The following is a 14,561-nucleotide window of genomic DNA, read 5'->3' as shown; positions in this document are numbered from 1 at the left end:
CGAATGGGGCGCGCAGAAGGCGCCCCAAAACTTCACATTACCCAGAACAACACCGCCAGCAGTTGAGGCGACATGATGCGCAGGAACATCGCCAAAGGGTAAACCGTGGCGTAAGACAGCGCGGCAGCGCCGCTGGTCGGGTGCAGACCGTTAGCAAAAGCCAGCGCCGGCGGATCGGTCATGGAACCCGCCAGCATGCCGGACAGCGTCAAATAATTCATCTTGCCCACCGTCCGCGCCAATACGCCAACGCTGAGCAACGGGATTGCGGTGATCAGTGCCCCGTAACCAATCCACACCATCCCTTCGCCATTAATCAGGGTATCGACAAAGTTACCGCCCGACTTCAGCCCCACCACCGCCAGAAACAGCACGATACCCAGTTCACGCAGCGCCAGGTTGGCGCTGGGCGGCATAAACCAATACAGCTTGCCGATGCTACCGATACGCCCGAGTATCAAGGCCGCGACCAAGGGCCCACCGGCCAGCCCGAGGCGCAATGCTGCTGGAAAACCCGGCACAAACAGCGGTATAGACCCCAAAAGCACTCCCAAACCGATACCGATAAACACCGGCAACATTTGCACCTGCTGCAGCTTCTGTTGGGCATTACCGACAATGGCCGCCACCGCCTCGATGGACTCCGGTCGGCCAACCAGGTTGAGGATGTCGCCGAATTGCAGCGTCACATTGCTGCCTGCCACCAGTTCGACCCCCGCGCGATTGAGGCGCGAAATCACCACATCGTATTTTTGCTTCAGGTTCAGATCGCGGATTTTGCTGCCCAGGACTTTTTCATTGGTCACCACCGCCCTCACCACCTGCAGCTCCGTCCCCCGCGTTGACAGCGAGACGTCGACCTCTTCGCCAATCACCAGCCGGGCGTTTTCCAGACTTTCACGTTTGCCCACCAGATGCAGATAGTCGCCCAGTTCCAGCCTCTCGAGCGGCGCCGGTACCATCAGCAACTCACCGCGTTTCAGGCGTGAACAGATAATATCCTCACCGTTCAGCAACGGCACATTCTTGATCGCCATCCCTTGCAGGTTCGGGTTACGCACCGCGATATTCATGGTTTGCAGCAGCTCGCGCTGGTTACCCAGGCTGCTTTCAAAGGCCTGAGCCTCCCGTTCGATATTGATGCGGAAAAACAGACGTATCAGCCACATCACCAGCAGAATGCCGCAGATACCGAACGGATAGGCCATGGCATAGCCCATCCCCATGCGATCGACCATTGCCGGATCTGAGCCCAAATCGGTAAGAATTTGCTGCCCGGCGCCGAGTGCAGGGGTATTGGTGACCGCGCCGGAGAACACGCCAAGAATGATCGGCAGCGGGACGTCAAACAGCTTGTGAACCCCCGCCGCGACCACTCCGCCCACCAGCACCAGCAAAATGGCGAAGCCGTTGAGCCGCAACCCGGATACCCGCAAGGAAGAAAAGAAACCGGGCCCGACCTGAATACCTATGGTGTAAACGAACAGGATCAGGCCAAATTCCTGAATGAAGTGCAGCATGTCGCCATTGAGACTGAGCTGCCAGCTCTGGGCGAAATGCCCGACGATAATGCCGCCAAACAGCACCCCACCAATACCCAATCCAACCCCATACAGCTTCCAGTTACCCATCCACAGCCCGAGAACGGCCACCAACGCCAACATACTGACGGTCAGGGCGATTTCGCTCATAGGTCACATCCTTGCCAGAAGTTTAACAACCGGTTTGCGGCCAAAGTCACACAATTAACAGGGATTTTGGCATAGGTAGGAAAACGCGACTGTGGGGTGAGCCACATAATGCAACGGGGGAAGCCCGTTTGGACTTCCCCCGTCGATACCTTTTCTCTTTCAGGCCGCCGTACGAACCTCTGCGGCCTGAAATGCATAGGTAAAACTATGCGTTTTTCAAAGCGTTATTTGGCTTCCAGCCCCGGCGTGGTGCCGATGGCGATACGCTGTGGCTGCAGAGCTTCTGGGACATGACGCACCAGATCGATATGCAGCAGGCCGTTTTCAAACTTGGCCTCAGAGACCTGCAGGTGTTCAGCCAGCGTGAAGGTCAGGTTGAAGTCTTTGAACACCAACCCCTGATGCAGATATTCCACCTGTTTTTCTGGCGATGTCGGCTTGCCACGTACGGTCAGGCGTGGGCCTTCTACTTCAATATCCAGCTCACTTTGTTTAAACCCGGCTAACGCCAGAGAAATGCGGTAGTGGTTGTCGTCGGTTTTCTCAATGTTGTAAGGCGGGAACCCCTGTGGCTCCTGGCCGCCCATTGAACTGGCCAACTTGTCGAAACCAATCCACTGACGCAGTAAAGGTGAAAGATCGTAATTACGCATGATGTAAACTCCTTCTATGAAGCGAGGTAATTTTTAGTGCCCCCTGTCGGCAGGCATGAACATTGCACCAGCGAGACGTTTCGCCGATGAAATATGAATTATTTAATTTCTATACGACGCGGTTTTAATGTTTCCGGTACCAGGCGTTCCATATCGATATACAGCAACCCGTTTTCCAGTTTGGCGCCTTTAATTTGGATATGCTCGGCCAGCTGGAATTTGCGTTCAAAATTACGCTCGGCAATACCTTGATATAAGTAGGTTCTTTCCGCCGGTTCACTATTATGGGCGCCACGGACTATCAGCAGATTGTCCTGGGTAGTGATTTCCAGTTCCTGCTCGGCAAATCCGGCCACCGCAATGGCAATGCGGTAATGATTTTCATCTACCAGCTCAACGTTATAGGGTGGATAACCGCCATTGCCTTGGCTCTGTCCTGCCTCCAACGCGTTAAACAAACGGTCAAATCCAATCGCGGAACGGTAAAGCGGTGAAAGATCAAAGTTACGCATAAAACAGCCTCCTAAGGCACTTCAGCGAGGTTGAATAATTAAGTCTTCCATCATGGACAGACTAAATAGCCAGAACTCCCTTACGGCAAATTCTTAATTTGGCTCTGATAAGAAAATGGGGGTCGCTTTCACCATTTCAACCGCCCACGATCAAAAAAATGACAATCAGTTCGGCGAAAGTTTTTTTATCCCTTACAATAAAGTGAGACAACCGCCACAGAGCGGGTCCTTGCTCCTTTTAAAACATCCAGAGGATGTTATAGATCAGCAGATTTTGGGGAACAGCACCCTGCAGGATGGAAAATGAAAACGATAAGAGTCATAGCAACCAGTTGCATGCTGTTAGCGACCAACGGCTGCTCCAGCGTAATGAGTCATACTGGCCCTAATCAGGGTTACTATCCTGGCACCCGTGCCAGCGTGGATATGCTGAAGGACGACAATACCAGTTGGGCGATGATGCCGCTGGTGGCGTTGGACCTGCCATTCTCGGCGGTGATGGATACCGTATTGCTGCCTTACGACTACATTCGCTCCGGCAGCGACAGCACCACAGACTCACCCAGAGCGCGGATCTTGCGCGGTGAAGAACAGAATCTGGCCGCCAGCGGCGATCCTGCCCATGCCGCCACGACAACCCCACAGTAAACTACGCAGTTGCGGGCTTGTGGCCCGCAGTTGATCAGGCTTCAACCACAAAAATCTGGCTGAATCCGTCGACCTCGCGCATAAAGGCCACTTTGTTTCCATCCGGTGAAAATACGATAGCATCGCCCGATGGCGGCAGCGCCGTCCGCTGAGTCAGGCGCTGCATGCGGCCACTGGCCACCTCGCACAGCATCAGGCTGTTGTCACATACCAGCGCAATCCGGCCACCCTGCGGGTGCCAGCTGAACGCCGATTGGATCCCCTGATCGCCGCGAGTGACCTGCCGTGGTTCACCGCCATTCGGCGAAACTGTCCATAACTGCACCACACCCGCATCATCCTTCATCAAACAGGCAATCATGCTGCCGTCTGGCGAGCTGCGCAACCAGTGACGTGGGGCGGTTACCACGCCGGGATAACGACGCTCGCCGGTAAAGGTCAGCCGCCGCTGACGCACGCCACGCGGCGGAGCAGGCAAGCTGTTTTCGGTCCCCTGCAGCGGCCGGGAACCGGCCCTGGCGTAATCCGCGTCATCCTGCGGCAAATCCACAATAAACACTTCCGGCAACTTCTCACCGCCGCTGGAAAGGGTATCGCCGATAAAGGCCAGCGCCCAGCGCTGCTGACTCCCATCGGGCCGTACATAACCCCTTTGCCCGACCCAGCCCTCTTCATAGGCGCGGTTAATCTGATCGCTACCGGGCTGCGGCTGTGCCGTGGTCTCGCTCACCAGCACGCAGTAGTGGCTGCCGTCATATTCACGTGGATGCTGCTTCGGCGGATTCACCCCCTGCAACGGCACGGCCACGCCAACGTTACGCAGGTCCTGCGCCCGATCCAGCTCATGCATCACATGGTCGTTATAGGTAAAGCTCAGGCGGCTGCCGTCCGGGCTGAACACGTGTACGTGAGTGCCGCCACGCAGTGCGCCCGGCGTATAAGGGGGAGTGATGTCCATCGCATCCAGGGTAATGGCCAGCTCACGATCGGGTTCGCTGACGATCACCCCGCGGCGATGGTGAAAATCGTAATGCCAGACGCTGTCCGGGTGCTCAGGCCCATGAATGAAAGCATAGCGGGCCGGTTCATCCGGGCTGACGGTCACAACGCCAACGTGGGCCCCCTGTTGGGCGCGATACACGACTTCGACTACGCCGCTATCGACATTCACCCGCTCAATGCTCAGGCCGGTGAAGGAGGCACCGTTCGGGCGCACGTCGTAAGCCAGCCACTGGCTGTCCGGCGTCCAGATATTAATATTGGTTAACTGATGCCCACGTGGGTCAAAAGTCAGCTGTTTTTCCCGATGGCTCATGGCGGCTCCCCTGCGCATGCTGGCACTGAGTCGCCATCTTACCGGATTGGGGCGCGGCTTCACATTGCCCATCGACACACTTTCCCGCAGACAGATTGGGGTTTACAAAAAATACTAAAAAGTACAAACTGGATTTTATAGTCCACAAAAACACCTTCTTACCGGAGCCGCCATGAGCCACTTATTCGATGCCATTGTTTCCGCCCATCAGCAATTGCGCCCGCAGGTTCGTGTGACCCCGCTGGAACGCAGCGTGCTGCTGTCGCAGCAGTTGGGTTGCGAGCTGTATCTGAAATGCGATCACCTGCAGCCTACCGGCTCTTTTAAATTCCGTGGCGCCAGCAACAAGCTGCGGCTGCTGAGTGACGAGCAACGCCTGCGCGGGGTGATCGCCGCCTCCAGCGGTAATCACGGCCAGGCAATGGCACTGGCGGGAAAGTTGATGGGCATTGAGGTCAAGGTTTATGCGCCGGAGACGGCAGCGGCGATAAAACTCGACACCATTCGCGCTCTGGGCGCCCAGGTGGAACTGGTGGCGGGCGATGCGCTAAATGCCGAGCAGGCGGGAGAAAAGGCGGCGCAGGAACAAGGGAAGGCTTATGTCTCCCCCTATAATGACGAGCAAGTCATCGCCGGTCAGGGGACCTGCGGCATGGAGCTGGTCGAACAACAGCCGGATTTGGATGCGGTGTTTGTCGCGGTAGGTGGCGGCGGCTATATTTCGGGTATCGGCAGCGTTTTGCGGCGACTATCGCCGAAAACACAGCTAATTGCCTGCTGGCCGGAAAACGCCACCAGCATGTACAGCGCATTGGAAGCCGGCCATATTTTCCCGGTGGAAGAACAAGATACCCTGTCCGACGGCACTGCCGGGGGCGTGGAGCCCGGCGCCATCACCTTCCCTCTGTGTCAGCAGCTGATCGACCGCAAAGTCTTGGTCAGTGAAACTGAAATCAAGCAGGCAATGCGTCAAATTGCCGCCAGCGATCGCTGGATTGTCGAAGGGGCTGCCGGGGTAGCCTTAGCCGCCGCCATCAAATTGGCGCCGGAGTTTCAGGGAAAAAAAGTGGCCGTGGTCCTGTGCGGAAAAAACATCGTGCTGGAGAAATACCTCAAGGCGATCGCCGATGAAAATTCTTAACAAACGGCAGATACTCGAAGCTTTCGACGCAGATGCCACCACTTTACTGCTAAAAGAAGGATTTATTGCCTACTCACAACGGCAGGTACAGCAACCGCCGGTACAACATTTTCTGTTTGAGCAGGCAGCCGGCGATTGCTGTATTAAATCGGCGTGGCTGGAAGGAGATGAGCAATTTGTCCTCAAGGTTTCCTCCGGTTTTTACCGTAATCCGGCGCAAGGGTTGGCCAGCAATCAAGGGCTGATGATGGCTTTCTCGGCACATACCGGTGAACCGCAGGCGTTGTTGCTGGACGAAGGCTGGTTAACCGCATTACGCACCGCTTTGGCCGGGCGGATCGTCGCCGAACTGTGCGCACCGACGGAGATCTCGGCAATAGGTATCGTCGGCTGCGGTATGCAGGCCCTGTTGCAGTTGCAACAGCTAAAATCTGTGACCGCCTGCCGGGAAGTCTGGGTATGGGGCCGCAGCGAGCAGGCGCTGCAAGCCTACCGTCGCAGTGCTGAAGCCGAAGGTTTCCGGGTGAATATCAGCCAGGATGCGGCAGAGCTGGCGGCATACTGCCGGTTGATTATCACCACCACACCCAGCCGCGAGCCCATTCTGCGGGCTGCCGATATTCAGCCCGGCACCCACATCACCGCGGTCGGCGCCGATGCGCACGGCAAACAGGAACTGGAGAGCGGTCTGGTGGCCAGGGCGGATGTCTTGCTGGCAGACTCTGTTTCTCAATGTACCGAATACGGCGAGATCGCCACGGCTTATCGGCAGGGATTATTGGCTTCGATGCCCATCGTCGAATTAGGTACCGCTCTGGCGCAAGGAAAGCAGGTGCGCAACGATCCGGAGCAAATCACCCTGGCCGATCTGACCGGCTTGGCGATTCAGGATGTGCAGATTGTGAAGGGAATTTTAGCGCGGTTATAACGGGATTAAGGGGCGCAGCTGCGCCCCCTGATGCAAAACAACTTTAGGCATTCAGCACAAATTTCTCGATGGCATATGCCACGCCGTCTTCGGTATTGGTGGTGGTCACAAACTGCGCCACCGCCTTCAGTTCCTCAATGGCATTGCCCATGGCCACGCCAACGCCGGCATACTCAATCATCGCGGTGTCATTGGCCTGATCGCCCAACGTCATCACGTTCTGCTGTGCAATACCGAGATGATCGGCCAGCATTTTTACGCCGGTCCCTTTATCCACGTTGTTATGCAGGATCTCCAGGAAATACGGCGCGCTTTTCAGAATGGTATAACGCTCCCGCGTTTCAGCCGGGATGCGAGCGATGGCGCGATCCAGCAGCTCAGGCTCGTCGACCATCATCAACTTAGGGAAACGAATCGCCGGATCCATCTCTTCCACGCTGCGGTACTTGAGCGGAATGCCGGTCATCTCCGATTCATGCACGGTGTATTTGCCGATATCTTTGTTCGGTGTATACAACGTATCGAAATCAAATGCCTGATAGTGAACGCCGAATTCGCGCGCCATCTGCTCGAAGTAGAGATAATCCTCAAAGCCCAGCGTTTCCTGCAGAATGCAGGCACCATCTACCGCCTTCAAAACCAGCGCACCGTTATAGGTAATACAAAAATCACCAGGTCCCTGAATGTCCAACTGACGCAGATAGTCTTGCACGCCGACGTAAGGCCGCCCGGTGGCCAGCACCACATGCACCCCTTTACGGCGCGCCTCGGTGATTGCCTGCTTTACCGCCGGCGTAATTTGGTGCTGCGGGTTGAGCAGCGTGCCGTCCATATCAATCGCAATCAGTTCAATAGCCATTCGAGCCTCTCCCAGTGGTTTTTCCCCATGCTAACGCGTTTCAGCCTGCCGTGTCAGCGTCAAAAACGGCGTAAAAAAATCCGCGCGGGTTGCCCGGCGCGGATTTTCACAGCCATCAATGCGTTAGATATCGATATTGGCCGCTTTCAGGGCATTCTCTTCGATAAAGGCACGACGAGGTTCAACCGCATCACCCATCAGGGTGGTGAACAATTGGTCTGCAGCAATGGCGTCCTTCACGGTCACGCGCAGCATGCGGCGGCTTTCCGGATCCATGGTGGTTTCCCACAGCTGCTCTGGGTTCATCTCGCCCAGACCTTTATAACGTTGTACCGCCAGGCCGCGACGTGACTCTTTCACCAGCCACTCCAATGCCTGCTCGAAACTTTCAATCGGCTGACGGCGCTCACCACGTTCGATGAAGGCCCCCTCTTCGATCAGGCCGCGTAGTTTCTCGCCCAGCACGCAGATTTTGCGGTACTCGCCACCGTGGATAAAGTCGAAGTCGAGCGCGTAGTCTGTATCCACACCGTGGGTACGAATGCGCAACACCGGCTCAAACATCTGGCGTTCGCGGTTCTCGAAGATCACCGAGTCATAGCTGCTGCCGTGCTGCTCTTTGTCATTCAGCAGTTTCACCAGAGAATCAATCCAGGTCTTAACCTTGGCCTGATCGCTCAGATCCTCTTCTTGCAGAGTTGGCTGATAGATCAGGTTGTTCAGCAGCGCGCGCGGGTAGCGACGCTCCATACGACCGATCAGCTTCTGCACGCTGTAGTGTTCGGCAACCAGTTTTTCCAGTTGCTCACCGCCCAGCGCCGGGGCGCTGGCGTTGATGTGCAGGGTAGCGCCGTCCATCGCGATGGCGATTTGGTATTGATCCATCGCCTCGTCATCTTTGATGTACTGTTCCTGCTTGCCTTTTTTCACTTTGTACAGAGGCGGCTGAGCAATGAACACGTGGCCGCGCTCGATGATTTCCGGCATCTGGCGGTAGAAGAAGGTCAACAGCAGCGTACGGATGTGCGAGCCGTCGACGTCGGCATCGGTCATGATGATGATGCTGTGATAGCGCAGTTTGTCCGGGTTGTACTCGTCACGGCCAATGCCGCAACCCAGCGCGGTGATCAGCGTCGCCACTTCCTGCGAAGACAGCATCTTGTCGAAGCGCGCCTTCTCTACGTTGAGGATTTTACCTTTCAACGGCAGGATCGCCTGGTTCTTACGGTTACGCCCCTGCTTGGCAGAGCCGCCCGCTGAGTCCCCTTCCACCAGGTACAGTTCAGACAGCGCAGGGTCACGTTCCTGGCAGTCCGCCAGTTTACCCGGCAGGCCGGCCAGATCCAGCGCGCCCTTACGACGGGTCATTTCACGTGCTTTACGCGCCGCTTCACGAGCACGCGCCGCATCGATGATTTTACCGACGACGATTTTCGCATCGCCCGGGTTTTCCATCAGATAGTCGACCAGCTTCTCGTTCATCAGCGTTTCAACCGCAGTTTTAACCTCGGAAGACACCAGCTTGTCTTTGGTCTGAGAAGAGAACTTCGGATCCGGCACCTTCACCGAGACCACGGCAATCAGACCTTCACGCGCATCGTCGCCGGTGGCGCTGATTTTGGCCTTTTTGCTGTAGCCTTCTTTATCCATGTAGCTGTTCAGGGTACGGGTCATCGCGGTACGGAAACCGACCAGATGGGTACCACCGTCACGCTGCGGGATGTTGTTGGTGAAGCAGTAGATGTTTTCCTGGAAACCGTCGTTCCACTGCAGCGCCACTTCCACGCCGATGTCGTCTTTCACGGTCGAGAAGTAGAACACGTTCGGGTGGATCGGGGTTTTGTTCTTGTTCAGGTATTCAACAAACGCCTTGATACCGCCTTCGTAGTGGAAGTGGTCTTCTTTGTCGGTACGTTTGTCTTTCAGGCGGATAGACACGCCGGAGTTCAGGAAAGAGAGTTCGCGCAGGCGCTTGGCCAGGATGTCGTACTCAAATTCGGTATTGTTGGTGAAGGTTTCATAGCTCGGCCAGAAACGGACCGTGGTACCGGTCTGATCGGTTTCACCGACCACTTTCAGCGGCGACAGCGGCTCGCCCATGGCGTAGGTTTGCTCGTGCACCTTGCCTTCACGACGGATCACCAGTTCCAGCTTCTCAGACAGGGCGTTAACAACGGAGACGCCCACGCCGTGCAGACCGCCGGACACCTTGTAGGAGTTGTCATCAAATTTGCCGCCGGCGTGCAGCACGGTCATGATCACCTGTGCTGCGGAAACCCCTTCCTCTTCGTGAATACCGGTTGGGATACCACGGCCATCATCCTGTACCGAAACGGAGTTGTCGGCATGGATGGTCACCTGAATGTCACTACAGTGGCCAGCGAGTGCTTCGTCGATAGCGTTGTCCACAACCTCGAATACCATGTGGTGCAGACCGGTGCCATCATCGGTGTCGCCGATATACATGCCCGGGCGCTTACGCACCGCGTCCAGCCCTTTTAATACCTTGATACTTGAGGAGTCATAAGAATTCGACATCAACGTTTCTCGCTCATTTTAGTCCTGTGGTTGAACCTCTATTTTACCTTGTTCCACGCGGAACATCTTGCCCTTTTCACCGGCCATATCGGTCACTTGTTCAGCGCTCACGGCACTGACAAAGACCTGGGCCTGGGTGGCTTTCAGGCGATCGGCCAGCAACCGGCGACGGCCGGTGTCCAGCTCGGAGGCAAAATCATCAATCAGATACAGGCAACGCCGCCCGCTCTGCCGGGTGAGAAACTCACCCTGCGCTAAGCGCAATGCGCACATCAGCAATTTAAGCTGACCGCGCGATAACAAATCCTCTACCGGCGTGCCGTCGGCACGGATGCGGAAGTCCGCCTTATGCGGCCCCACCGCGGTATAGGTTAACGCCCTGTCGCGCTCAAACTGGCGCTCCAGCAGCTCTCCGTAGTCGCTCTCTTTGTCCCAGCCGCGCTGGAAAGAGAAACTCAGGGCAAATTCGGGCAAAAACTGCGCGCACGTCGCGGTAATATCCGCGGCAATCGCGTCGCTGTAAGCTGCCCGCCACTCGCTGATGCGCTCTGCCAACGGGATCAGTTCCTGATCCCAGGCGCGGATTTGCGCATAGCGACTGACCTGGCGCAGCGCGGCATTGCGCTGCTTCAGTAACCGTTTCAGGTTGCTCCAGGCGGTGAAAAAACCGGGTTCGTTATGAAAACAACCCCAGTCCAGGAAGGCGCGCCGGAATTTCGGCCCGCCGTTTAGCAGGGTAAAACCTTCGGGGGTAATCAATTGCATTGGCAACAGCTGCGCCAGTTCAGCCACTTTGTGGCCGTCGCTGCCATCGATGCGTACCTTGCTGTCCCCCTGACGGCTCTTGCTTAATCCTACGGAAATTTCACGTTCTGCACCGTCAATGCGGCCGTGCAAAATGAACTCCGGCTGGTCGTGGCGGATCACCCGACCGGCCTGCAGGCTGCGAAATGCACGCCCGTGCCCAAGGGTATACACCGCCTCAAGCACGCTGGTTTTCCCGCTGCCGTTGGCGCCAACCAGGAAGTTGAATCCCGGCGCCAGCGCCAAATCCGCCGCTTCTATATTGCGGAAGTCTTTAATCAGTAAACGCGTCAGAGCCATGCAATCTCTTTACCGATGACGGTGCTGTAATTCAAGGTAACGAGACTACAACCGCATTGGCATGACGACGTAAGCCGCCGCCTGGCTGGCACCGTCTTCGATCTGCACGCTGGAAACCGAGTCGGTCAGCAGCAGGCGCACATCTTCACACTTGAGCGCGTTCAAGACGTCCAGCACGTAACTGACGTTGAAACCAATCTCCATCTCGGTGCCGTCGTAGCTGACATCGAGGATCTCTTCCGCTTCTTCCTGTTCCGGGTTGTTGGCGGTGATCTTGAGCTGGTTTTGGCTAACGTACAGGCGCACGCCGCGGAACTTTTCGTTCGACAAAATGGCCGCACGGGCAAACGCCTGCTTGAGCAGGTCGCAACCGGCCTCCAGCGTTTTGTCCGGGTTCTTCGGCAATACGCGACGATAATCAGGGAAACGGCCATCAACCAGCTTGGAGGTGAAGATAAAGTCACCGACGTGAGCGCGAATGTTGTTGCTGCCGATCTGCAGTTGCAGCAAGGTCTCGCCACCGTCCAGCAGACGCACCAGCTCCATCACGCCTTTACGCGGCACGATCACCGAATGTGACGGCAATTCCTGGCCGATCGGCATCGAGCACACAGCCAGGCGGTGACCGTCGGTCGCCACGGTACGCAGCTCTTCCCCTTCGGTTTCGAACAGCATGCCGTTTAAGTAGTAACGCACGTCCTGATGAGCCATCGAGAACTGCGTGGCTTCAATCAGGCGCTTCAGCGTCGCCTGCGGCAGCGAAAATTCAACTTCGCTCTGCCAGTCGTCCAGGTTCGGGAAATCCGCCGCCGGCAGCGTAGAAAGTGAGAAGCGGCTGCGGCCGGAACGCACCAGCATGCGCTCGCTTTCAAGCGTTACGGTGATCTCGGCCCCTTCAGGCAGGCCACGGCAGATATCAAAGAATTTACGCGCGGGGACGGTAGTCGCGCCCGCTTCATGGGGCTGGGACAGGGCAACGCGCGCCACCATCTCCATCTCCAGATCGGTGCCGGTCAGCAGCAGGGAGCCTTCCGTCACCTGCAACAGCAGGTTACCCAGAATTGGCAAGGTTGGGCGACCGCCCAGCGGGCTGCTCACCTGTTGCAGCGGTTTTAGCAGATGCTCACGTTCAACGATAAATTTCATAGCGCTAGGAAGATAATGTTCTGATTAAATTGGAGAAATCTTCTTTGATGTCGTGACTTTCCTCACGCAGCTGCTCAATCTTCCGGCAGGCGTGCAACACCGTGGTATGGTCGCGGCCACCAAACGCATCGCCGATTTCTGGCAGGCTGTGGTTGGTGAGTTCTTTTGCCAATGCCATCGCCATTTGGCGCGGGCGGGCAACGGAACGCGAACGCCGCTTGGACAACAAATCCGCGACTTTAATTTTATAGTATTCCGCCACCGTCTTTTGAATATTATCGATGGTGACCAGCTTTTCCTGCAGAGCCAGCAGATCGCGCAGCGCTTCACGCACGAAATCAATGGTAATGGCACGGCCGGTAAAGTTTGCGTTGGCAATCACGCGGTTCAGCGCCCCTTCGAGCTCACGCACGTTGGAACGCAGGCGCTTGGCGATAAAGAACGCCACTTCGCCTGGCAGACGGATATCGTTCTCGTCGGCCTTTTTCATCAGGATCGCCACGCGGGTTTCCAGCTCAGGCGGCTCGATCGCCACCGTCAGCCCCCAACCGAAGCGAGACTTCAGGCGATCTTCCACGCCGTTAATCTCTTTGGGGTAGCGGTCTGAGGTCAGGATAATCTGCTGATTGCCTTCCAACAGGGCGTTAAAGGTATGGAAGAATTCTTCCTGCGAACGCTCTTTATTGGCAAAAAATTGGATGTCATCGATCAGCAGCGCATCGACCGAGCGGTAATAACGCTTAAATTCTTCAATGGCATTGTTCTGCAAGGCTTTGACCATGTCCTGAACAAAGCGTTCAGAGTGCATATAGACCACTTTGGCGTTGGCCTTGCGGGCCATGATGCCGTTGCCTACCGCGTGCAACAGGTGCGTTTTACCCAGGCCGGTGCCGCCATACAGGAACAACGGGTTATAGGCACCGCCCGGGTTATCCGCCACCTGGCGGGCCGCCGCGCGCGCCAACTGGTTGGATTTACCCTCAACAAAGTTATCAAAGGTATGCTTTGGGTTAACGTTGGAGCGGTAGGAAAGTTCAGGCTGAGGAGCCGCGTTGTCCCAGCTGGGACGGGACGGTGCCACGGCTCGCGCTACCGGTGCGCTGGGTGCGCTTGCACTCACGCTGGCGGTAACGGTCTGGCTGATGATTTGGGAGAGCGGTTTGCTGCCCACTTCAAAACGCAGCAAGGGGGCATCCGTACCGCAGAAATCATTCAACAGGCCATTGATATTGTTTAAGTACTTATCGCGAACCCAATCCAGCACAAAACGATTTGGCGCATACAGCGCCAGGGTGTTGTCACTCAGTTCCGCCTGCAATGGGCGTATCCACATACTAAATTCTGTGGCAGGTAACTCATCCTGCAATCGGGCAAGACACTGCTGCCAAAGCGAAAGTGACACGGCGGACTCCACTCGAACAAGATCAATAAAAGAAAAGAATCAGGCTAATTTTTTATAACTCATGATTTTTGACACATACCCGGCATCGGCTGTTTGCCTGTGGGGGATGCGAACCGCCTTTCACGGTTTATGTCCCTCACGATCCCCGCTTGAGAGATCGCGATCGGAATGACGGATCATAGCGCAATCCGCGCAAGAGATCCTCCCCTTCATCACAGATTAGATCCATTTTATCCACAGGCCCCGGCCTGCGGCGATCTTTTCGCCAGTCACGCAAAATTGCAGGCAAAATCTCGTCTGAAGAACGGCATTTTTTACATTGTCAACCGGTTATACCCTGTTATCCACGTCGGATCCTTGGCTTTAGCCACAAGGATCGCGTCGGGATCCTTGCGATTTACCCCCGAGTCCGTATAATCTTCGCCCTACGTGTGTGCCTGGTTCCTTAATGGTGTGTCATTAACCAGACAGGATTCTGCGGTGACCACGGGCCAAAACCGGATTTTACTCCGTATTGGCAGACAACCAGGTAGGCTAGCGCGATGTGAATTGACTCAGGACTGTACAATTATTACAATCCCGCCTCTTTATATATTGCGATTGAGGCGTCGGTCGTCTTCACGC

General features: G+C 56.1%; 12 protein-coding genes. 3 read left to right on the top strand and 9 right to left on the bottom strand.

The window, feature by feature from the left end; all coding sequences use genetic code 11:
- Window positions 1–32: 32 nt before the first annotated feature.
- The 3 genes from LQ945_RS13475 to ibpA form a co-directional block, all read right to left on the bottom strand.
- The gene (locus tag LQ945_RS13475; protein WP_044554305.1) at window positions 33–1,691 is read right to left on the bottom strand and encodes a putative transporter; all 1,659 of its coding nucleotides are present in this window, start codon (window positions 1,689–1,691) and stop codon (window positions 33–35) included.
- Window positions 1,692–1,915: 224 nt separating this feature from the next.
- On the bottom strand, window positions 1,916–2,344 hold the full coding sequence (ibpB, locus tag LQ945_RS13470; protein ID WP_044554304.1) for a small heat shock chaperone IbpB: 429 nt from the start codon (window positions 2,342–2,344) through the stop codon (window positions 1,916–1,918).
- Window positions 2,345–2,442: 98 nt separating this feature from the next.
- Window positions 2,443–2,856: a small heat shock chaperone IbpA gene (gene ibpA / locus LQ945_RS13465; RefSeq protein ID WP_044554303.1), complete on the bottom strand. Its 414-nt coding sequence runs from the start codon at window positions 2,854–2,856 to the stop codon at window positions 2,443–2,445.
- A gap of 303 nt (window positions 2,857–3,159) precedes the next feature.
- Here ibpA and LQ945_RS13460 point away from each other — a divergent pair, with 303 nt between their 5' ends.
- A complete protein-coding gene (locus LQ945_RS13460; protein ID WP_044554302.1) occupies window positions 3,160–3,504 on the top strand; it encodes a YceK/YidQ family lipoprotein in 345 nt (114 codons plus the stop codon).
- 34 nt (window positions 3,505–3,538) lie between these two features.
- Here the strand turns inward: LQ945_RS13460 and LQ945_RS13455 are convergent, their stop codons facing one another.
- A complete protein-coding gene (locus tag LQ945_RS13455) occupies window positions 3,539–4,819 on the bottom strand; it encodes a DUF3748 domain-containing protein (protein WP_044554301.1) in 1,281 nt (426 codons plus the stop codon).
- A gap of 172 nt (window positions 4,820–4,991) precedes the next feature.
- On the opposite strand from LQ945_RS13455, the gene LQ945_RS13450 reads away from it, so the two are divergent.
- Window positions 4,992–5,960 (top strand): threonine/serine dehydratase, encoded by a 969-nt coding sequence (locus LQ945_RS13450; protein WP_044554300.1) that lies wholly within the window; start codon window positions 4,992–4,994, stop codon window positions 5,958–5,960.
- Entirely contained in the window at window positions 5,947–6,888 is a 942-nt protein-coding gene (locus LQ945_RS13445; protein WP_044554299.1) for an ornithine cyclodeaminase family protein, read from the top strand. The genes LQ945_RS13450 and LQ945_RS13445 overlap by 14 nt, the downstream gene beginning before the upstream one ends.
- A 43-nt stretch (window positions 6,889–6,931) precedes the next feature.
- Here LQ945_RS13445 and yidA read toward each other — a convergent pair whose 3' ends face one another.
- From yidA to dnaA, 5 genes are all read right to left on the bottom strand, one after another.
- Entirely contained in the window at window positions 6,932–7,747 is an 816-nt protein-coding gene (gene yidA, locus LQ945_RS13440; RefSeq protein ID WP_044554298.1) for a sugar-phosphatase, read from the bottom strand.
- Between the two features lie 123 nt (window positions 7,748–7,870).
- Window positions 7,871–10,285 (bottom strand): DNA topoisomerase (ATP-hydrolyzing) subunit B, encoded by a 2,415-nt coding sequence (gyrB, locus tag LQ945_RS13435; protein ID WP_044554297.1) that lies wholly within the window; start codon window positions 10,283–10,285, stop codon window positions 7,871–7,873.
- Between the two features lie 18 nt (window positions 10,286–10,303).
- A complete protein-coding gene (gene recF, locus LQ945_RS13430) occupies window positions 10,304–11,389 on the bottom strand; it encodes a DNA replication/repair protein RecF (RefSeq protein WP_012004508.1) in 1,086 nt (361 codons plus the stop codon).
- Between the two features lie 45 nt (window positions 11,390–11,434).
- The gene (gene dnaN / locus LQ945_RS13425) at window positions 11,435–12,535 is read right to left on the bottom strand and encodes a DNA polymerase III subunit beta (protein WP_044554296.1); all 1,101 of its coding nucleotides are present in this window, start codon (window positions 12,533–12,535) and stop codon (window positions 11,435–11,437) included.
- A 4-nt stretch (window positions 12,536–12,539) separates the two neighbouring features.
- A complete protein-coding gene (dnaA, locus tag LQ945_RS13420) occupies window positions 12,540–13,937 on the bottom strand; it encodes a chromosomal replication initiator protein DnaA (RefSeq protein ID WP_048824038.1) in 1,398 nt (465 codons plus the stop codon).
- Between the last annotated feature and the right edge of the window lie 624 nt (window positions 13,938–14,561).

Origin of the sequence: Serratia liquefaciens, from assembly GCF_027594825.1 — a bacterium.
Lineage (GTDB): Bacteria > Pseudomonadota > Gammaproteobacteria > Enterobacterales > Enterobacteriaceae > Serratia > Serratia liquefaciens_A.
This window is presented reverse-complemented; position numbering and strand designations above follow the sequence as displayed.